This window comes from Halochromatium roseum, from assembly GCF_016653315.1.
GTDB classification, from domain to species: Bacteria; Pseudomonadota; Gammaproteobacteria; order Chromatiales; family Chromatiaceae; genus Lamprobacter; species Lamprobacter roseus.
Genome location: NZ_NHSH01000061.1, coordinates 168,037 through 187,822, shown reverse-complemented (window position 1 = coordinate 187,822; position 19,786 = coordinate 168,037). Strand labels below are relative to the sequence as shown.

Genomic DNA, 19,786 nt, shown 5'->3' with positions numbered 1-19,786 from the left:
AAGCTGATTGATGACTGACGAAGTAAGCAGCTATAGGTTGGGGTTAATCTGTTTTAACCATTCTAGTAGAGATTGTATCGCTGCGCTGGTTGACGCTATAACGATCTCGTAAGTCGATACTGAAGCGGTTATAACTTTTTGGCGTAATTCGTCATCAGTCATCACCATGCCGCCCAAGAAACTTGTCGTCAATAGCACAATCATGATGAGCACGATGACAATCACGCGCAACGGCTTTGATGGCGGAGTTTGTGGTTCCGCGTTTAGATTCTGATGTGGGGCGTACAGTGTTGTTTCGGGGTCGTTTGTGTCGGTGTCCGCCGGTGCGTCATTCGGGAGGGTCGATGTTGGTTGTGCAGTGAAGCGTAGATAGCGCGCTGCGTCTTCGACGGGAACAGTTTCCACTTTGAAACCAACCTCTGGCTGTTCGCTGATGTCGGGGGATTCTGTTTCTAGTGCAAGCGTGGGCGTGAGCGGAGCTGCTGGTTCTTGGTGCGTTTGGCTATCTTGAATGATCGGGGCTACAGGAGGCTCGGGGGGCTTAGGGGGCTTGATAACGGCGAGGCCTTTATCGATTTCAGACCATGGGGTGTCAGAGGTCGATTCTGCCTGATCAGCATCGAGGCGAGGTACCTCAACTAGGCCTTCCTCTTGAAGTTCGCGCAGAACTTCTTGGGCGTCATGTTGGGTCAGCTCATGCCGATCTAAGCTGAAGCCTCGCAGGAGCAGGCGACTGCAATACTGGTTGATCAGTCGCGGTATTCCCTCACTATAAGCATAGATGGCCCTCACGACGCCTGGCTCAAAGACCGGGTCACCGCTCCATCCTGCAGTCTCGAGTCGGTAGCGAACATAAGCGACAGTTTCCTGTGGCTTCAGCGGTTGAAGATGCATCGCGGCGACAATCCTTTGATGCACCTGAAGCATCTCTGGTCGCCGGATGAGATCCCGAAGTGAGGTCTGTCCGAGCAAGATGATCTGCAGCAGTGGTCGGCCGCCGCCTTGTAGGTTGGTCAGGAGCCTCAGCTCCTCAAGCGCTTGCACCGAAAGATCCTGGGCTTCGTCGATGATCAAGAGGACGCGGCGGCTAGATTGCTGCTCGCGACGGAAGAAAATCATCAACTCTCGCAGGAGGACGGCCTTCTGGTTTGACTGGACTTGTAATCCAAACTCGTAGGCACAAATAAACAACAGCGCTTCGGCATCTAACTGGGTGCAGTTGATCGTGGCAGTCGTGGTCTCAGTTGTCAGAAGTCGGGCCTGTAGGTCCGCGATCAACGTCGTCTTGCCGGTGCCAGGATTGCCCGTGATCATCACAAAGCCCTCGCCACGAACCAGCGCATAGTCGATGTATGCCTTCGCTCGCGAGAACTGCTCGTGGTTGAAGGAGAAGTGGTGGTCAGGCGTCAGTCGAAAGGGATCGGTGCGCAGACCATAGAAGCTTTCAAACATAGTGGTCGCGTGTTCTCGTGGATGCTGAGCGTTGGATAGCGCGTTTTGGTTCAGCTTTTGGCTGGTGCATGAGAGATTTCGCCGCCGAGCAGTGACCCCGGCCAGTTAGCAAGCAAGCTTGGTGTCTGGCCGATGATGACAGCAGGCTGCCACGCTAAGTGTCAGCAATGGCAGTTTCTGTCAGGTTTAGGTGCTGCCAGGTTTATCGTATGTGGCTCGACACCGGCAGACAGAGCAGCATGCCACAAAAATTACCTGGTAGCGCACTCAGGCATGACTTCTGCTTCACGAACCTGTATCCTGCCGCAAGGCCTAAGATCGCAAGGCAGGAACCGTCGATCCAGCTGACCAATTGGCACTGATTGGATGTAGCGATCGAAACTTCAAATTAGCTCGTCTCTGGAGATATCAAAGAATGAATTTCAGCTCAACGAATTTGAAGCATTTCGCGCAGTCGGTACAGGGTGTTCGCCAGTTGCCAGAACCCCAGAAACTGCCATCGACGTTTCGTGAGCGGGTCATCATGAACGTTTCACAGTGCTTGCGGGAGACCAACCCTGGGAGCCAAATCCCAGCGATGCGACAACTCTCGCTCTAAAGACGGTTACCGCGAAACAAGCGCTTCATCGCCAGGGGGGCGACCGAAGCGCCGCCGGCGTCTGGTCGAGAGACGCCGGCAAAGCGCATTACTGTTGAAGCCAGCGCTCTGCTTCTTCCCGCTCAGGGAACGGGGTCGGATCAGCGAGAACTTGCTCGACCAAGGCCCTGGCCTCCGTCAACTCGCCCTGTCCTTGCATGATGAGCGCCTTGTGGTAGCGCATGCTTGGATTATCAGGTCTGATCTGTAACGCGCTGTCGATCATTCGTCTGGCTTCGAGTAGCTCGTTCCGCCCAAGGAGTACAACCGCCAGCGTATCAGCGATTTCGGCCGAGTCCGGGGCGATTGAGTACGCCTGCCGCGCATAAATCAACGCCTGATCGGGATCACGTTCCTTCAGCAGCCAGGCCAGGTTATTGAGCACCTCAGGACTGGCGACGCCTTTATCGATCAACGTTTGATATTCCTTGATGGCTCGTTCAGAGGTTCCACGGGTAAGTTCCAGCTGAGCCAGCGCTAATCGCGTGCGATGATCGTCAGGATATTCCTCCACCCAACCTTCAAGCAGGTCGCGGGCGGCAGCAATCTGTTCCTGGCGTGTCAGTACGCGCGCTACGGGTAGCAGGCTCGCTGAGGTTGGCGACTGCTCGAAGACCCTGCGGTATTTCGACAGTGCGAGTTCCAGATCCTCAGCTTGTTCGGCGACTTGTCCCTCAAATTGCAGAACGTCATTGTGATCCGAGCCCAGAATCTCCCTGAGCGCATCAATGTTCTGATTGGCCACCCTTGGCGAATTCTCTGCAAGGGCCAGGCGCACCAAGCCACGCAAGGCTGGCACGGACTCGGGCTCCGAGTCCAGAATCTGCCTGAGGGTCTCTCTGGCGGATGAGAGCTGGCCAAGTCTGGCTTGCGTGTTAGCCAGGGTGAGTAGCACCCTTTGCTGGTTAGGCTGCAGGCGATTGAGGGTTTCGAGTGTTCTGAGGGCGGTCCGGAAACGCTCCAGATTGAGTTCAGATTCAGCCTTCAGTGCTAGTAAGCGAGGTTCCTGCCTCAGATCAGGGCTCGCTGTCGTGACCAGCTCGAGGGTTTTTTCTGGATGCCCCTGTCGCAGGTAGAAGGCGCCCAAATAGAACGTGGCTGCTGCCGACTGCGGATTACGCTCGACGCCACTGAGTAGAAAGGTTTCAGCAGCCTCGGGATCTTTTTGCAGCAGTGCAAGTCGTGCTGCCCCCAGCAGTAGACTGAGGTCGGAAGGGTTCTGCTGCAGTGCGGCTTTGTATCGGTTATTGGCGGCCTCGAAATCGTCTTTCTGCACGGCAATGGAAACCAATCCATTTGTGGCCGTGGCATTTGCGGGATCGAGCTTCAAGGCTTGCTCGAAGGCCGTCGCCGCCTTATCGAGGTCTTGATCACGTAGGTAAAGCAGCCCGAGCAATGCTTGGGTGCGGGCCGAGTCGGGCTGGCGGCTTGCGAGTTCCTCGGCCGCTTCGATGCCCGCTTCGGGATCGCCTTGCTGGATATAGGCAAGCACGAGTTGCTCAGCGGCGCTCCAGAGTTCGTTATCCTGATCAAGGTTCAGTTCGGAATCGACCCCGAGTAACGAACGGAACGCGTCGTCTGCTACAGCCAGATTACCCTGCAGTCGGGCGAGATCGCTTTGCATGAGGAGAACGTCGCGCTGGTTCGCGCCAAGTTGCTCCTGCAGTGTGGTCAGGTAGCCAGCAGCTTCGTCGATGTTCTGCTGCAGAATCGCCAGGCGTCCTAGTGCCAACAAGACCGGGGTGAAATCAGGATCAGCGGCGTGCGCCTGCTCCAGAGCAGCCTTGGCGTCTTCGGGGTTACCTAAGGCAATGTTGGTCCGCGCCAGCGCATAGAGCACGCGTGGATTCGGTTGCTCGAGAAGCCCAACGAGCTCCTGCAGCGATGCGCGAGCAGCCTGATTATCGCCCAACGCCAGTTGCGCATCTGCGCGGAGCCCAATGGCTGCGATGTTTTCAGGCTCTAGTGCGACAGCATCTGTAGCCCAGGATAAAGCCTCTTCAGCGTTGCCCTGTTGCAGATAATAGGCCGTCATGTAAAGCCTTGGCGTAATACTGTCAGGATGACGCTCGAGTGCCTGATCGAGATAGGCCTTGGCGGTCTTGGCATCATCTTGCGCCGAGGCAAGCTTTGTGAGGGCAATCAGCAGCTCAAGGTCATCAGGATGCTGCGAAAGGCTCGACTTGAGGATGTCGCTGGCCAAGGCATAGTCTTCAGCCTGCGCGGCCAGAGAGGCCAGCGCTCTACTCGCGGGGAGATGTCCGGGCTCTTTGTCGATCGCCTGCTCAAAGGCTGCCTTGGCCTGTTCGGTCTCGCCCTGTTGCAGATACACCGCTGCGACGAGAACGTGGGCATTAGCGGCGTTCGGATGTTGCTGTTGATAGGCTTTCGCAGTTTTCAGTGCTTCGTCCAGGTCGCCAGAACGCGCCAAACCAGCCACCAGTTTTTCGACTGCTGTGGCGGACTCTGGATTTTGCGCGGCTGTTTCGCGTAGTAGCCTGAGACCTTCTTCCTCGTCGCCTTGCTCTAGAAGGGCCATTCCTAAGCGCATGTCAAGCTCAGGCGAGCTTGGCGTAACGGCTTTGACCCGTCGCAGATAGGCCGTGCCTTCCTCGCGTTTACCCTGCATCATCAAGGTGCTGGCGAGCAAGTTCATGGCCGCAGCATCCTCTGGATCGCGTGCCACCAGTTCGCGCGCAATCGCTTCCGCTGCTTCAGCCTCGCCAGTCTGCAGCTGTGCCATGGCCAGCAGGCGTTGCGCACCGATGTCATCAGGCTGAACCGACAGGAAGCGCTGGAGGTGGATTTTTGCCAGCTTCGGTTCTTCGAGTGCCAGCCGTGTCGCGCCGGCAAGGCGCAACGCGGGTTGCAGATTCGGGTTGGAGCCAAGCGCGATATCGATGCGTTCGATGGCTTCGCGGTATCGATTTTCGGTATACAGTAATAATCCTTCGGCATAAGCGACGAGCGCATTGTCCTTCAGGGTTTCTTGCAAGTCGCCGATGTCTTCTCGCGCCCCAGCGAGGTTGTTCTGTTGAATGCGGGTATAGGCCCGGTTGAGCTGCGCGCGCGACGCTGTCAGTGGGTCCTTCATGGCTGCGGAAAAGGCCGCTTCCGCAGCCTCGAGATCGCCGACTCGGCGCTCGATCTCACCAAGCAGGAGGTTGGCGTTGCCATTCGTGGGCTCAGCGGTCAGTGTCCTGTCGACAAACGCGCGTGCTTGATCGGTGTTTCCTTGCGCGAATTGCACCTGGGCCATCGTCAGTGTCGCGGCCGGCAAGGTCGCGTCTGCTTCGAGGGCATTCTGCGCCTTGGCGGCGGCATCCTCAGTATCTCCGCTGGCCAGCGCTGCCGCGGCCTTCAGGGCGAGCAACTGCGCCTGCTGGGCCCCGGGCGTTGCCTGGTTGACATCGACCTCAGCGACCTTTGCGAACTCTCCAGCCTGAAGCCAGGCCTCGGCCAGCCAGGGCTGCAACAGCCCGAACTCCGCGCCCAAGCCTTGCGCGCGCTCCAACTCCTGAATCGCCGCAACCGCGTTCCCTTGACGGGCCAGCGTCTGGCCGAGCAGGGCACGGGCAACCGCCTGTTCCGGATTTGCTTGGAGCGCGTTCTTCAACTCGATGGCTGCGGTGGGTAGATCCCCTTCCTGCAAGGCGGCTTGACCGCGAGCAAGATAGTCATCCGAAGAAGCCGAGCCGCCGCAGCCGGTCAAGCCACCTGTCAAGCAGCCTATCGATAAGAGCCCGAGCAGCAACGAAGACGGCGCAGCATGTTTCCAAACCAACAAAGCCTTCATCAAAAGACCCCCCTGTTATTTATCATCGATTCATCGGCATAAGAGTACCATGGGAGTGTGCAAGAGGCGTGTGCCGGATAGGCAGTTGCGGACTTTCCGGATAGGATATTCACCAGTATTACGCTAACGGCTGAACTGGCCTCGCGAGGGACATCATGCGGTCTTCTCCCGTTCTTCTGGCATGTCTGCTCATGACAGCCTTGATCATCTCAGGTTTCCAGATCGGCCCGACCCGAGCTCAAAGCGGGGGCGCGATGGACCTGGTCAACTGCCTCGATCAAGAACGCCAGATCGTCCGGCGCTCACGCGCCGACCAATGCAGCGGTCGCGTCGTCAGCGACGCCGAGGCCAAGCGCGTCCGTCAACAACGCCGCGCCTACATCGCTGAGTCGCTCGAAGCGGAATCAGACGCCACCATCATCGGTAAACGCCTTACGAGCATCGGTGCCGGCTTTTTTGTCGATCGGCGCGGGTCGATCGTGACCAATGCGCACGTTGTGAAGGGTTGTTCCGAGCTTGCCATTACATCGCCAAACGGCAGTATGAGTCGCGTCAAGCTCGTCGCGACGCAGCCGAGTCGGGATTTGGCCCTGCTCAGCAGCGATCTGAAGCCAACCACTGTGGCTGAGATCGCGCGCAAGCCTGATCTGGCCGGGTCGGAGCTGTTCATCGTCGGTTATCCCAACCAGGGACTGCCGCCCCTGATTCCGTTGCTCACCGAGGGAATGCTCACCGATGGAATGCCCAGCCAAGCGTCTGGTCGTGGCCGTTCACCGCTCTCGTTTAAGGCGGCGTTGCGGCCCGGAAACAGTGGGGGTCCGGTGTTGAACCGGGCAGGGCAGGTGATCGGAGTGGTCTTCGCTGCAGTGGACACCAGCACGATCTACAAGGAACAGGGGCGCATCATTCGCGATCGAGGCGTGGCAATTCCAAGTCCGATGCTGGGCGAGTTTCTGGCGAGCCAGGGTGTGAGTGCCGACTTCAAACCCGCCAGCACCCAACGTTATGAGTCCGACCGGTTGCTCAAGGCAGCGAAGGACTACGTGATTCGCGTCGAGTGCTGGAACTGACGGTCGCCATCGTCATGACTTCCACTGCTCCCACGGCCACCCTATCGCGGATTCTTGCCGGACAACGTAAGCCGCTGATGGTTGTTGCCGCAGACTGTCAGATACGCTTTATCAATGACGCCTTCGAGCATGTGTTTGGCCTGCCCCGAAGCAACATCGTGGGACAGGATTCTTGCAGCCTAGACGCCATCCCCCAGAATGAATGTCGGCATCGGCGATTCTTTCGCGATCTAGAGCCCTATGCTGAGAACCACCTGATCAAGCTCGGCACAGGCGAAAGTCAGTTAGCCCAGATTTTTGGCTTTCCGATGCTGGACGAAGACGGCCAGATCTATCTCGGTGAACATCTACAGTTGCTCGGATCGCCGATTGCCGAGAGCAAGATCATTGGGCACGCAGCGGCGACACAGTCGCTACTCAGTGAACTGGAGCGGGCCGCGCAAACCGAGGCGCCGGTGCTGCTGCATGGCGAGACTGGCTCTGGCAAAGAACTGGCCGCTGAGCATATTCATCATCAGTCCCACCGGGCAGCCGGCCCCTTTATCGTGGTGGACTGCACGGTCCTCAGCGAGGATCTGTTTGAAAGCGAGCTCTTCGGCCACGCCAAAGGCGCGTTCACCGGCGCGGTGGCCAACAAAACGGGGATGTTCGAGCTGGCGGACGGCGGAACGCTGTTTTTGGATGAGATCGGCGAGCTGCCCATCTCGCAGCAGCCCAAACTGCTGCGCGCACTCGAAACCGGGTCCTTCCGTCCGGTGGGCGCCATCAAAAACCGCAACTCCCGAGTGCGGGTGGTCAGCGCGACCCACAAGGACCTGGCAGCGATGGTCAAGCAAGGAACGTTTCGGCAGGACCTGTTCTACCGCCTAGCCGTCTTGCCGATCATGATTCCGCCTCTACGCAATCGTCGGGAAGACATTCCTGAGCTTGCACAGTTCTTGCTTAAAGAATTGAGTCTGCAAGGGCTTGGGCAGCCCAGCCTTAGCAAAGCCGCCGTTCAGAAACTGCTTCAGTATGACTTTCCAGGAAACATTCGTGAGTTGCGCAATATTATTCACCTCGCAGTCGCGCTCAACCCGGGTGGAGAGATTACCGAGGCGTCCATCCGGCTACCAGAATCCCCAAGTGCTGCTCCTGCTTCCGTTCCAGCTCCAGCTCCAGCTCCTGCCCCTGCTGGGCTGCCAAGCTGTTTGGAAAACGCTGAGCACCTTTCCCCTATTGAATCGGCAGAGGCCAGCTACATCATGGAGTTACTGAAGCGATACCACGGCAACCGCAAGCAAGTTGCCGCTGGGCTTTCAATCAGCGAACGGACACTGTACCGGAAGCTCAAACGATACCGGCTCAATGTACATAGCCAGGATCTAAGCTCCTGATGATCCTGAGTGCGGCAGTGATTTCTGAACCCGAGCTTCTGCATTGGAACATTGCCAATGCCGACCGTGGTGCGCTTGGGCGCTTGCCTCCTGGTGATATTCGTGACCTGGTGCGCTCCAATGAAGCGCTGCCGCCAATGCCCGCGCTCGCCAAACGGTTGTGGTCATTCAGAGATGATGACAGCATCTCGGCCCAAGGCCTGGCCGAAGTGATCCTGCTCGATCCGTTCCTGTCAACCCAGATCCTCAGACGCGCCAACTCCGCCTATTACGGAGCCGTGCAGCCAATCGAAACGGTACAGGATGCCGTGACCCGCCTTGGATTCAGCGTCGCGCTGGAGTTCGCGTTGGCGTTGGCGGCTCTCTCGCCGCTGCGCACGCCAAACCGAGGTCCTATTGGCCGCGATCGGCTCTGGCAGCACGGGTTACGCTGCGGAGTCGTGATGCAGGAATTGGCGAGACAGCGACGATCCGCGTTCCAGCTACCCCCCGGAGTCATCCAGCTTTCAGGCATTACCCACGACATCGGCTACCTGCTCTTAGGTCATCTGCTGCCCGAGCAATTTCAGCTCGTCAGCCGCTTAATCGAAGCCAATCCAGCGTTATCCTTGCCCACCATCGACCGCTTTGCGCTTGGCGTCGAGCATACCCAGCTCGGTGAGTGGTTGTACGACGCCTGGGACATGCCGACGCCCTTACTGCTCGTGGTCCGCCATCATCATAACGCGGCCTATGAAGGGGATTACGAGCAGCTGGTCTTGCTCACCGGATTGGCAGACGCCTTGCTGGAGCAAGCAGGCCTCGGCCTAGGGGGGCAATATCCGCCTGAGGATCAACAACAGTTTGCCGATCGGTTGGGCCTGGATGCCAATGCCTGTGCGCAAGCGCTTGAACGCGCTGCCGCAGCGACGCTGTAACTACATGGCGCCTTTGCCAAACAGCACGACCTCTACGGTTTGGACAAGGATGAGGAGATCAAGAAAGGTGCTGTGATTCTTCACATAGTAGAGATCGTATTCGAGCTTGCGTAGCGCATCGTCCTCAGTGTTGCCGTACGGATACCTTAACTGCGCCCAGCCAGTGAGGCCGGGCTTGACCCGCAGACGGGCAGCATAATAGGGATGCTTGACGGCGAGATGGCCGACAAATTCCGGCCGTTCCGGTCGTGGGCCAACGAAGCTCATCTCGCCTTTCAATACGCTGACCAGCTGCGGCAGTTCATCGATTCGCGTCTTACGAAGAAACGCACCGACCCGGGTGATGCGAGGATCGTTCTTCGTCGCCCAGCGTGCCTTGCCATCCGCCTCGGCATCCACGCGCATACTGCGAAACTTCGTCACCTTAAACGGGTTGCCATCGCGTCCAATGCGGATCTGCCGATACAACACGGGGTGTTTGAAGCGGTCTTCAACGGCAATCGCGAGCGCCGCCAGCAGCATGATCGGGATCGTCAGCAAGAAAAGACCGCCGGAAGCGGCGATATCGAAGACGCGCTTCAGCAGCAAGGTCATATAACCCTGGTGGAAGCCCGACGCACGCACGAGCCAGCTCGGGTTGAGAAAATCAAGCTTGACCATGCCGAGCTCGCGCTCGAAAAAATCCAGCGGCTCGAGCACCGGTATGCCCGACATCCGACAATCGAGCAGTTCTTCCATCGGCAGCGCGCCGCGCCGATCTTTGATGGAGAGGAGGATCTCGCTCACATCGGCGGTGGTCGCGATATGCACCAACGGCGCGTTATGCGGCAGCGTGGGGAACGGATAGTCGTGTTGCGGTGCTTCTTGGGTCAAGGGCACAAGGCCAACAATGACCAGACCGCGGGATTTTTCGGCGAGCAAGTTATCAACAGCGCTGGTATCTCCGATGATAAGAATGCGGCGCTGAAACATTGATGGCTCAAGGCGGTAGAGGCCGAGCCGGAGCAAGGTTGTTGTAACAAAAGCGATAACAACGGTGATGGCCAGTACGCTGCGCCACACCTCGAAATGGGGCAGGGCGAAAGAGATAGCAGCCATGCCGATGCTGCCTATCAACAGTGCAAGCGCAATGCGGATGGCGGAGCCGGTTAGACCCTCGCGAAGGCTGGCCTCGTACAGGCCAACCGAAGCCATCGCCACCACGAACACAACGCCAACAAGCAGCATCAAGAACCCGAGTTCGCCGGGCCCGAAGGGGACTGCACTGCCGGTTAGCCAGAACCTGAGGTGAGTACCCCCCAAAAACGATAACGCAACAATAAGCCCCTCAAAAACTGCAAGAAGGACCAGCGGCAAGCGGAGGAAATGACCGAAGATTCTGACGGAATGCATCAGGCTTTATCGCCACATTCTAGGGGAAAAGCGGAATCAGCGATTTGAAGCTTCAACCTTTGCCAGGATGCCGGCAACTGTCAAGCCAATGCCACCGATAAACACGGACTGACTTTCGGCTCCGAATAAGTAGTAAGACCCGGTCAGCTTGACCAGAGCACTCACTAAGCACACAACGACCCCGCTCCAGCCAAGCACGGAGCCGACGAGTGACAATTGACTTTTCATAACGAGCCCCCCGAGACCCAGTAGGATGATAACGCCGAGCATATTATCATGCTGGTCAGTCGGGATGGAGACCAATCAAGAACCGGATGGTTTGTCTGATGAGCCCGAACCTTGCGGTTGAAGTGCGGCCTGGACGCGCCGCCAGGCTTTCCGCGCCAGATGCTGAAACAACAAGCCTGGCGGCATCCGCAGCCAATGTGCACGGAGATACAGCGCCCAGCGCGCCAACGCCGCGATCGGATCGGACTGATCCGGGTGGGTTGGCAAGATCGCGCGGGGCACGAGCCAACCCATGGCCCGTTGTACAAGCCAAGATGGAGCAGACGATTGCGCCTGTTGCAAAACAGCATCGGGGATCTCCGTGCCGAGCAACTGCCGGGAAAACACCAAACCATAGTGGAGCGGGCGCCCAAGCTGCAACTGCTCGGCCCGGGGAACGAGAGTCTCCCAAAACCCTGGCTCCTGGCCAAAATGCCGCAGTAAATCCGCAACATCCACCAGGTCGCGCAGGCGCAAGCCCTCCTTAGGGTCGCCTTCGTGAAACAGATGCACCAAGGCGTGCAAAATCATATCTTGCGGCCCGAGCACGCGAATCGGCGAGTCTGGCACAGCGCGGGTTTGTTGGAACAACAACGCCGGATCAGGCTGCAAGCGGCTGGTCCGCGGCAGAATCCGATGATGGATATCGACTTCGGTCTCGCGCTCGCGGTGGCGGAGGGCAGGGATCTCGTGCATCCATTCCCGGTAATACTGGTCATCGTAAGGGTCCAGCTGCGCGCCCATCCAGCCGCGTTCGAGCAGGCGTTGCTCCACTGCGGCGATCTGCTCCTGCGGCACGAGCAGATCAACATCGACGGCCAGCCGCCCGCGTGCCGCCGGTAAGCCGGCCAACATATAGGCCACACCCTTCAACGCCACGATGTGCAGATCGAGACCGCGCAACGCCCAAACAACGCGGTCCGCCTCCCAGGTGAGCCGTGTCTGGCGGTGCGCGACCAGATTCCGCGCCGCGCGCAAATGGTTGCCCGCCCGTTCGGGGATGCGATCGAGCAATGCGAGCTGCGCAAGATCGGCCTCAAGGCGCCCGAGCAGTTGGGTATGGCGAGCCAGCCGCAGCAGAAGATCCCAGTCTGCCGGGCTCAAGTGAGGCAGGTCAGCCGGCTGCCGCAGCGCTCCGATGAGCAACCGCGCCGCATGTCGCTTTTGGCAGAACCTGTCAGGCACGGGCAGAATCTGTCAGTTCGTTCAGAGCAGCCATCGCTTCCTTCAGGTCTGAATAGACCAGGGTGTAGCACTCGCAGGCATCGACCATCTGGCCAACCAACTCAAAGGCGGTTTGTCCGAGGAGGTTGTAATTAAAGGCGTTGGTGGCGACCATTAGAAAGGCATCCGGCTTCACCACCGGCTCGAGGCGCAGCCGCGAGTTGGCCACCCAGCGCGGAAATACCACCCAGCGCGGCCGAGCCGGTTCATCCATGCGTTGAACGCTCTCGCTCGGCGGGCGTACATGGGCGACCGTCCCTTTGTGGGTACCTTCAAAAGACGGGCCGAGATCGGCCTGCGGTGCAAAGGCGCGTATTACATCAATCGAGGCGTTCTTCAGAGGCAAGGAACGTGGCACAGGCAATAACAAGCCGTCCTCGGGTCGCACCAAACCAAACTCATCGCTCAGCAATCGCCAGCCAGAATGGATTAGCGCTGCGCACAAGGTCGATTTTCCATGGCCAGGAATGGCCGGCAGTAGCAGCGCTAGACCGTGACGTTCTATCACGGCAGCGTGGAGGATCAGTAAATGATTGGCTCGCCGGGCCAAGCAGAAATTGACCCCCCACTCAAGCATGGGGAAATGATGCGCACGCGGAAAAGGCGGGCCAATCGCACGTCCATCGACCAGAATGTGCAGTTCTGGGTTCGGCCAGCGGCGGTGAAGGGAATGCTGGGAAACAGCTAGATGGCAATCGATAATCGCAGGCTCGTCGACCAGCGGAAAATCGCGCCAAAAATGATGCAGGAGACCGGCAAGCGGCTTAATGGCCGTGCGCAAGCGTATTTGGAGTGGGCCAAAGCGAACCGCTATCCCTGCCCGGGCGAGCTTTTGGGCGAAAATCGGTTGCTCGAGAGTGCCAAGCTTCAACGGCGTCAGATGTCCTCTACAAGTCCACGCTCATGAAAATGATTCAACATGTTGCGAACTTCTTCCAAGGACGGCGTTGCGATCCGAGCCTTCTCCAGGCTCTGATGCAAGCTTTCAGTACTGGCCGGCCCCAAGTCTAGCCGTTCGATAATTGCTACAGCGCTAGGGTTTAAATAGTGGGTTTCTCCCGATCGCGGAAAAAAGACGATCTGCTCGCCCTGCCAAGCACGGACTGCCTTGCTTGCTGTGCTAGTCTGCCACATTCTGTATCAGTTTATGCAGTAGTGGTCGCCAAGTGACGCATTAGCTTGTGCCAAACTTGCTCGAGCAGCGTTGCAAGCGTCTTCATCTTGCACTACTGTTATCTCGTTACCCTCATCGTCTATCGTAGTGGTTGTGGCGCAAGCTTGATCAATCTTGTCATTAATAGCATCAATTCGCAGATTCACTCGGTCACAACTATTCATCGCCCTTGCAGCTCCGCTACCCAAAGTCAGCATTGCTGGCGCAGCCATTGAGGCCTGCTTGAGCAAGCGGCGTCGCGATGAGCTAACAGTTGGTGAGGCGTCATTCGGTTCTGCTGCGGTCGGCGTACTTATTGTCTTGCGGGTCAGATCGTTCATCGAGGGTTACCAGTATGACATGCTAAAAAATTAAGTTAAGCAAAAACCGCGCCAAGCAGACTGAGGTTGAGTGCTAGTCATCCTGCTGCCAGTATTATAAGACCCGAATCACCAGCGACAAGTTCTTGCTGTTACCTGGTTTGCTCAACGATGATCAGCTAAAACTAGTAACATCAGGGGCTTACTTGGCCACCTAGAGGTTTGATCCAGACGTTAAGCAAATCGGTGTTCGGGGCTTGCGCGACAAACCTTTAGACTGAGGCTAATATGATGAGGGTCTATCGCCAAACTTCGACAAGTTTAGCAGAAATCGAGCGACGAACCGTGATCTGGTTAGCCTTGAAAAACCCTCATTTTGTCAGTGGTTCGGGCCGTTCCTACCGCACAGCGTTTCAGGTGCGATCGCGCTGCTGTGTACCTGAGGCAAGCCCTGGCATGTTGACGAGACCCACGCAAGCCAAAGCTCGATGTGTCAAGGGCACCCCAGAGTGTTCCGCGGCGCTGATGTACTGATGGCGCTGATGCACCGATAATGAAGCAACCATCGCTCCTCAACACACCGGACGGCGTGGAACGGCAGCAACAAACCCTCTGTTTTCCTCGGGGGGCCTTGTACTCTCTGGCAGAGTTGAAGCTATCCGAGCATCTCGGCTGGCGTGGCGACAATCTCGACTGGCAGGGCGTGAGTTGCAGTGTATTGCAGTATTGGCCAGACTGCTCGCTCCAATGGGTTTCCCTGTCTGGCATCGCCGGCGTGTCGGGTCAAGACGGCAGTGCTTGGGAGGCTGATGAAGGCTTGCCGCGACTGCGTCTAACGAAAAACGGCACCCAGCGCTGTGAACTCAGTCTCGTCTGCCCATCGCTGAGCCCGGAGCGACTCGTCTCGCATGCAGTACAAAGGCTGACCTTCGAAACTCGCCTCAAGTGGATCTACCATCTCGAAGGCTCCCCAGGTTCAGGTTCCCCCGGCTCACCGTTAAGGGTAGAGGTCAAGATAACCCTGCATACCCTTGGCTACCTGGATGCGACGGTCTGCTTACACAATCCGCGTGCCGCGCTGCATCCCGGTGGCCGCTGGGATCTCGGTGATCCCCATTCGATTGTTCTCCATGGGGTAGGGTGGGACATACGGCCACTCATCCCGATAACGCCATCCTTGAACCTTGATGGTGACGAGTACAGCATGGAAGTCGGAGACTGCCTGATTCAAGCGAGTAGCGGGGGAGCGCACTGGCAGAGCCCCGTACACATGAGCGCTGACAGGAGTGTCAGATTGCCCTTCAAAGGCTATCGCTGGCACCACGCTGGAAAGGTCGTTACCGGTGACCGGGCCGCTCCCATCTTGCGGCTAGGCGGCGAAGAATCGTTGCTCCAGTTGTCGTGGAGCCATTTTTGGCAGCAATTTCCAAACCAACTCTCCTGCCACGCGCACCCTGAGGGGCAAGGGCAGGTGATTGCCTGGCGCTGGCATCGCGACGACGAAGAGATCGATCTGCAACCCGGTGAAAAGCTCTGCAAATCCTTCCGGGTGATGCTCGGGCAAGTTCCCGCTGCTCCGCAAGATGCGCCGCCACGATTCGATCTCAACAGCCTGATTGCCGCCAATGTCATCCCCTTTCTAGCGCAAGATGCCGATCCTTCCAAGATTGCCAGCTTGACCACTGTGGCGCTGGATGAGCGGCGTGGTTTCTTTGCCAAACGCGAGGCGCTCGACGCCTACGGATGGCGCAACTTTGGCGATCTGTTTGCGGATCATGAGTCGGCGTTAAGCGACGAACCAGGGATCTTCGTCTCCCACTACAACAATCAGTACGACCCGGTCAGCGGCTTTCTGTATCGCTATCTGATCACCGGAGACCCCCGCTGGTGGGAACTCGCCAGGGATCTCGTCGACCATATCGTCAATATCGACATCTATGACACCAACGAGGACAAGCCCGAATACAACGGCGGCTTGTTCTGGCATACCGACCACTACCTTCCGGCACTCACGTCAACCCATCGCTCATTCTCAGACAAGCATGACCAAGGCATCTACCAAGGGCACGCCGGCGGCGGCGGACCCGGTGGCCAACATTGCTATACAACCGGTCTCGCGCTGCACTACCTACTGACGGCCTCCGAGCGCAGCAAACAAGCGGTCCTGCAACTCACCGACTGGATCACCCGTTACTACGACGGCACCGACTCGCTGCTTGAGTTGGCCTTGGCACTGAAAAATCGCCATGTGCCAGGGCTGAAAAACCCCTTCACCGGTCAGTATCCGCTGGACAGAGGTACAGGAAACCTCATCAACGCGCTACTGGATGCCTACTGGGTCACCGGCAATCCTGCCTATCTCGATCAAGCCGGGCAGGTCGTGCGCCACTGTGTCCACCCAGCGGATGACATTTCCCTGAGAAATCTACAGGATGTCGAAGAGGCCTGGTTTTATACCGTGCTGCTGCAAGCCACCATACGGCTGATCTGGTTCAAGGAACAACGCGACCACTATGATGCCGACTGGGGCTACGCCGTCAATTGCTTGCTGCACTACGCAGACTGGATGCTGCTACATGAAGGCATCTACCTCGACACACCAGACATCTTGGAATTTCCCAATCAGACCTGGACGGCGCAAGATCTGCGCAAGGCCTGCATCTTCTATGCAGCAGCCAGGTATCACCCGACAAACCGAAAGGCCTTACAAGAAAAGGCGCAAGCCTTCGAAACCGAGATCCATCAGCGCCTGGTGGACCACGAAGAGACCGCATTCACCCGTGTGCAAGCCATCTTGCTGCAGAACTTACCCATGTTGGCGTACTACAAAGACGCAACGGCCTGCTCACACCCGATCCCCGAGATCGAAACGGCAGCGTCTCCCTTCGATCACAACCGGCTCACCGCAAGCAACGTCCTCAGCGCCTTTGTATCAAGACTGAGACGATTCGATTGGCGAAAAGAACAACGCTGGCTCTTCCCGCGTCTACCGCTGCGCCGATTCAAGCCTCATCGATTCAAACAGGCGGCATCCACCAATGCCTGACGTCACCTTTATCGTTCCCCACAAGGGGCGATCTGGCCTGTTGATCCAAACCCTGACCTCACTGGTCGAGCAAGAGACCACACTGGCATGGCAAGTCTGTGTCGTCACCCAAGAGCACGAGCTAACGCGAGAAACGCTCGCCGTTCCCGCAGAGACTGAGCTCATGCTGGTTCAGGTCCCAACCGACCTGACCATCTCCGACATGCGCAATCTGGGCTTGGCCGAGACCCGCTCCGAGTTCGTCGCCTTCCTGGATGCCGACGTCTCCCTGTCGCCTAACTGGCTCGACGTGATGCATCGGCTGCTAACAACCACCCCAGAACCTGCAATCGTCAGCGCGGTTCAGGTCAACAGCCAAGAGGCGCCCGTGCTCGAGCGCATCCGGACGGCGCTCAGCAATGCCAAGATCGACACCGATGTGGACTTTCTGCCCGGCCGCAACCTATTCATGCGCCGGCAGCTCGTCGAAAAGATCGGTGGCTTCCCCTCGCATCTCGTCACCTGCGAAGACTACTATTTCACTGACCAAGCCCGACGCCACGGCCGCCTGTTCTATAGCGCCATGGCGAGCTACATCCATCTCGGCGAGGATAAAGCCCTCTGGCCAATGTTCATCAAAGAGATCTGGCGCGGCCAGTCCAACCTGCGATCCGTACAGGGGCGGCGTATCCCATGGCGAGAAGTGCCGAGCCTGATCATGCCGATGTTCACGCCCCTGGGCCTTCTCATCATCCTTCTCGGAGCCATCACGGGCTCATGGGTCCTCGCTGGCGTGGGCCTCTGTGTCACCTTATTGCCGACACTGGTCTACAGCACCCGCCTCTGGACAATGGCCGACAAACAGATCCCCTTCGCTGAGATCCTCAAATTCTACCTGCTGTATTTTCCAGCCAGGGCCTACGGTACCCTGCGCGGGCTGTTCGAGCCCATCGCACACTAGACCAGCCCAAAAGTCTGTCATTAGCCGTCTGCCATTCAGCCGTCTGCCATCCAAAAGCCTGTCACCCAGAAGCCTGCCACCCGATGGAGCGTCCGATCAAAGTCCTGCAATTCATCTGTTCCACCGGTTTCTATGGCGCCGAGCGCTGGATTCTGGCGCTCGCGCAATACCTTGACCCAGAACAGGTTCAATGCGAATTGGCCGTCACCGAGGAGGCGCAAAATGTTGATCTGCAACTGGTGCGGGAGTACAAAAAGACCGGCCTGGCAACCCATGCCATCCCGATGTCTGGCCGTTTCGACCTCAAAGCCGTCAAACGCCTGTCCGACCTACTGATCACAGAGCATGTCGACCTGATCCACACGCATGGCTACAAGTCAGACATCCTTGGCCTCCTCGCCGCCCGTCGCGCAGGTATCCCGGTGATCATCACGCCCCACGGTTTCGAGAACGCCCAAGACCTCAAGCTCAGGCTCTTCGTCTGGCTCGGCTGCAAGGCCATGCGCTTCGCAGACAGCGTCGCACCGCTCTCCCCACAACTGATGGACGATGCACGCCGGCACCGGGTGGCGGAATCCAAGCTCACCTATATCCAGAATGGCGTCAACGTGCACGAGGTCGAAGCCATTGCAAACAATCCTGACGCCGTCGCGCCAAAACACAAAAAGCGCATCGGCTTCATCGGCCAGCTCATCAGTCGCAAGAACCTGCGAGAGATGCTGGACATCTTCGCCATGCTGCGCCAGTCGCGCTCTGACGTCGAATTGGTCTTGGTTGGCGACGGCGAAGATCGCGCCGAGCTAGAGGCCTATGCCGCGCGTCTCCATTGCGCGCCCGATATCCACTTTCTCGGGTTTCGAGACGACCGCCTGCAACTGCTCAAATCCTTCGACCTCTTCACCATGACCAGCACCCTTGAGGGCATTCCACGCTGCCTGATGGAAGCCGCCGCCATGGGCGTGCCCGTCGCGGCCTACGACATCCCCGGTGTTGATCAACTGGTCCGGCATCAACACACCGGGTTGCTGGCCCCCCTAGGCAACAAGGCCTCCCTGCTCGAGCACTGGAACACACTGCTCGATCAGCCCGCGACCGGTCAGGCGCTGGCAGCCGCGGGGCTAGACGTCGTCCATCAGCACTACTCCGCCAAACGCATGGCCGCTGAATACACAACCCTCTTTCGTCGCCTAACTTAGGGGGTTCATTGATGAGACGCCCACAGGTCCTGTTCCTGCTCAGCATCGACACCGAGGAAAGCTGGGATTGGTCCGGCCCCTTCCCAGAGGCAGACTGGTGCGTCCAAAACGTGCAGCAGCTCCGCCCCTTCCACCAAGTCTGCTACGACCTCGGCGTGCGACCGACCTTATTCGTCGATTACCCCGTCGCCAACAACGAACAAGCCGCCCAGGTCATCCGTGAGCTGCAGCAAACAGGTCAGTACGAGATCGCCGCGCACCTGCATCCCTGGTGCAATCCGCCCTATTTTGGCCGCCCGAATGAGCGGGACAGCCACGTCGTCAACCTGCCGATCGAGCAAGTCGAGATCAAGCTGAAAAATCTCGTCAAGATCCTCGAAGAACAATTTCAGGTCCGGCCAGTGAGCTTCCGAACCGGCCGCTGGGGGATCGATGGCAAGGTCATGCAACTCCTCAAACAGCATGGTTTTAGCGTCGACTGCAGCATCTATCCGTTCTGGGAGAATCAGTTCTTCGACTGCCACGACGCGCACCTAGCGCCTTATTGGGCCTCTCTGCAAAATCCACTAAAGGTCAGTGCAGAAAAGGACATGTTCGAAATTCCGGTCAGCGTTGGCTACAATTGGCGTGACTTCCACCGCGCGAACCGTTGGCACCGCCGGATCTCCTCGCCAAGGCTGAGCCCGCTCAAGCCCCTGGCACTGGCCTGGTTCACGCACTGGCTGAGAAAACTGTATCTCAGCCCAGAGCTGACAGCTGCCGAGGACATGCGGAGCCTCATCGACCAAATGCTAGAAAATGGGATGCGTGTTTTCCACATGTACTTCCATAGCTCTGGATTGGTTGATAATCCGAATTCCTTGGTATGCAATGAGAATGCATTTCATACCATCAGTCGGGCTTTGGCGGAGCTAGTTCGTCATCTACAATCCAAAGCGGATGTACGATTTTTAACTGCGAGTGAAACGGCTACATACTGGCGCGAGGCCAACCTCTGATT

Annotated in this window: 14 protein-coding genes; 7 read left to right on the top strand and 7 right to left on the bottom strand. The window is 58.0% G+C overall.

What is annotated here, in order from left to right; genetic code table 11:
- Nucleotides 1-30: 30 nt before the first annotated feature.
- Both CCR96_RS14415 and prsT read right to left on the bottom strand, forming a co-directional pair.
- Entirely contained in the window at nt 31-1,452 is a 1,422-nt protein-coding gene (locus CCR96_RS14415; RefSeq protein ID WP_201220807.1) for an ExeA family protein, read from the bottom strand.
- Between the two features lie 686 nt (nt 1,453-2,138).
- Complete coding sequence (gene prsT / locus CCR96_RS14410) at nt 2,139-5,813, bottom strand: XrtA/PEP-CTERM system TPR-repeat protein PrsT (protein ID WP_201220806.1); 3,675 nt, start codon at nt 5,811-5,813, stop codon at nt 2,139-2,141.
- A 326-nt stretch (nt 5,814-6,139) separates the two neighbouring features.
- On the opposite strand from prsT, the gene CCR96_RS14405 reads away from it, so the two are divergent.
- Genes CCR96_RS14405 through CCR96_RS14395 form a run of 3 tightly spaced genes read left to right on the top strand, consistent with a single transcriptional unit; the run spans nt 6,140 to nt 9,248 of the window.
- Complete coding sequence (locus CCR96_RS14405) at nt 6,140-6,955, top strand: S1 family peptidase (protein ID WP_201220805.1); 816 nt, start codon at nt 6,140-6,142, stop codon at nt 6,953-6,955.
- Nucleotides 6,943-8,331 (top strand): sigma-54 interaction domain-containing protein, encoded by a 1,389-nt coding sequence (locus CCR96_RS14400; protein WP_338035885.1) that lies wholly within the window; start codon nt 6,943-6,945, stop codon nt 8,329-8,331. Before CCR96_RS14405 ends, CCR96_RS14400 begins: the two co-directional genes overlap by 13 nt.
- Nucleotides 8,332-8,348: 17 nt before the next feature.
- Nucleotides 8,349-9,248 (top strand): HDOD domain-containing protein, encoded by a 900-nt coding sequence (locus tag CCR96_RS14395; RefSeq protein WP_201220804.1) that lies wholly within the window; start codon nt 8,349-8,351, stop codon nt 9,246-9,248.
- Here CCR96_RS14395 and CCR96_RS14390 read toward each other — a convergent pair whose 3' ends face one another.
- From CCR96_RS14390 to CCR96_RS14370, 5 genes are all read right to left on the bottom strand, one after another.
- Nucleotides 9,249-10,640 carry a TIGR03013 family XrtA/PEP-CTERM system glycosyltransferase gene (locus CCR96_RS14390; RefSeq protein WP_201220803.1) on the bottom strand — a complete coding sequence of 464 codons (1,392 nt, stop codon included), beginning with the start codon at nt 10,638-10,640 and terminating at the stop codon, nt 9,249-9,251. It lies immediately after the preceding gene.
- A 303-nt stretch (nt 10,641-10,943) separates the two neighbouring features.
- Complete coding sequence (locus tag CCR96_RS14385) at nt 10,944-12,011, bottom strand: nucleotidyltransferase domain-containing protein (RefSeq protein WP_242519096.1); 1,068 nt, start codon at nt 12,009-12,011, stop codon at nt 10,944-10,946.
- Nucleotides 12,012-12,084: 73 nt separating this feature from the next.
- Nucleotides 12,085-13,002, bottom strand: coding sequence for an HprK-related kinase A (locus CCR96_RS14380; protein WP_201220801.1), 918 nt, complete (start codon nt 13,000-13,002; stop codon nt 12,085-12,087).
- Nucleotides 13,003-13,007: 5 nt separating this feature from the next.
- Nucleotides 13,008-13,265 (bottom strand): HPr-rel-A system PqqD family peptide chaperone, encoded by a 258-nt coding sequence (locus CCR96_RS25590; RefSeq protein ID WP_201220800.1) that lies wholly within the window; start codon nt 13,263-13,265, stop codon nt 13,008-13,010.
- A 6-nt stretch (nt 13,266-13,271) separates the two neighbouring features.
- On the bottom strand, nt 13,272-13,625 hold the full coding sequence (locus CCR96_RS14370) for a hypothetical protein (protein WP_201220799.1): 354 nt from the start codon (nt 13,623-13,625) through the stop codon (nt 13,272-13,274).
- Between the two features lie 532 nt (nt 13,626-14,157).
- On the opposite strand from CCR96_RS14370, the gene CCR96_RS14365 reads away from it, so the two are divergent.
- The 4 genes from CCR96_RS14365 (at nt 14,158) to CCR96_RS14350 (ending at nt 19,784) form a co-directional block, all read left to right on the top strand.
- Nucleotides 14,158-16,650: an exo-rhamnogalacturonan lyase family protein gene (locus CCR96_RS14365; protein WP_201220798.1), complete on the top strand. Its 2,493-nt coding sequence runs from the start codon at nt 14,158-14,160 to the stop codon at nt 16,648-16,650.
- Nucleotides 16,643-17,590, top strand: coding sequence for a glycosyltransferase family 2 protein (locus CCR96_RS14360; RefSeq protein ID WP_201220797.1), 948 nt, complete (start codon nt 16,643-16,645; stop codon nt 17,588-17,590). The genes CCR96_RS14365 and CCR96_RS14360 overlap by 8 nt, the downstream gene beginning before the upstream one ends.
- An 83-nt stretch (nt 17,591-17,673) precedes the next feature.
- On the top strand, nt 17,674-18,786 hold the full coding sequence (locus CCR96_RS14355) for a glycosyltransferase (RefSeq protein ID WP_201220796.1): 1,113 nt from the start codon (nt 17,674-17,676) through the stop codon (nt 18,784-18,786).
- Between the two features lie 110 nt (nt 18,787-18,896).
- Nucleotides 18,897-19,784 (top strand): polysaccharide deacetylase family protein, encoded by an 888-nt coding sequence (locus CCR96_RS14350; RefSeq protein WP_201220795.1) that lies wholly within the window; start codon nt 18,897-18,899, stop codon nt 19,782-19,784.
- The last annotated feature ends 2 nt before the right edge of the window (nt 19,785-19,786 follow it).

Bases quoted from the DNA above. Each gene is read 5' to 3' on its own strand.
- CCR96_RS14415 (WP_201220807.1), bottom strand. From the start codon at position 1,452: ATGTTTGAAAGCTTCTATGGTCTGCGCACCGATCCCTTTCGACTGACG.
- CCR96_RS14405 (WP_201220805.1), top strand. From the start codon at position 6,140: ATGGACCTGGTCAACTGCCTCGATCAAGAACGCCAGATCGTCCGGCGC.
- CCR96_RS14390 (WP_201220803.1), bottom strand. From the start codon at position 10,640: ATGCATTCCGTCAGAATCTTCGGTCATTTCCTCCGCTTGCCGCTGGTC.
- CCR96_RS25590 (WP_201220800.1), bottom strand. From the start codon at position 13,265: ATGTGGCAGACTAGCACAGCAAGCAAGGCAGTCCGTGCTTGGCAGGGC.
- CCR96_RS14370 (WP_201220799.1), bottom strand. From the start codon at position 13,625: ATGAACGATCTGACCCGCAAGACAATAAGTACGCCGACCGCAGCAGAA.
- CCR96_RS14365 (WP_201220798.1), top strand. From the start codon at position 14,158: ATGAAGCAACCATCGCTCCTCAACACACCGGACGGCGTGGAACGGCAG.
- CCR96_RS14360 (WP_201220797.1), top strand. From the start codon at position 16,643: ATGCCTGACGTCACCTTTATCGTTCCCCACAAGGGGCGATCTGGCCTG.
- CCR96_RS14355 (WP_201220796.1), top strand. From the start codon at position 17,674: ATGGAGCGTCCGATCAAAGTCCTGCAATTCATCTGTTCCACCGGTTTC.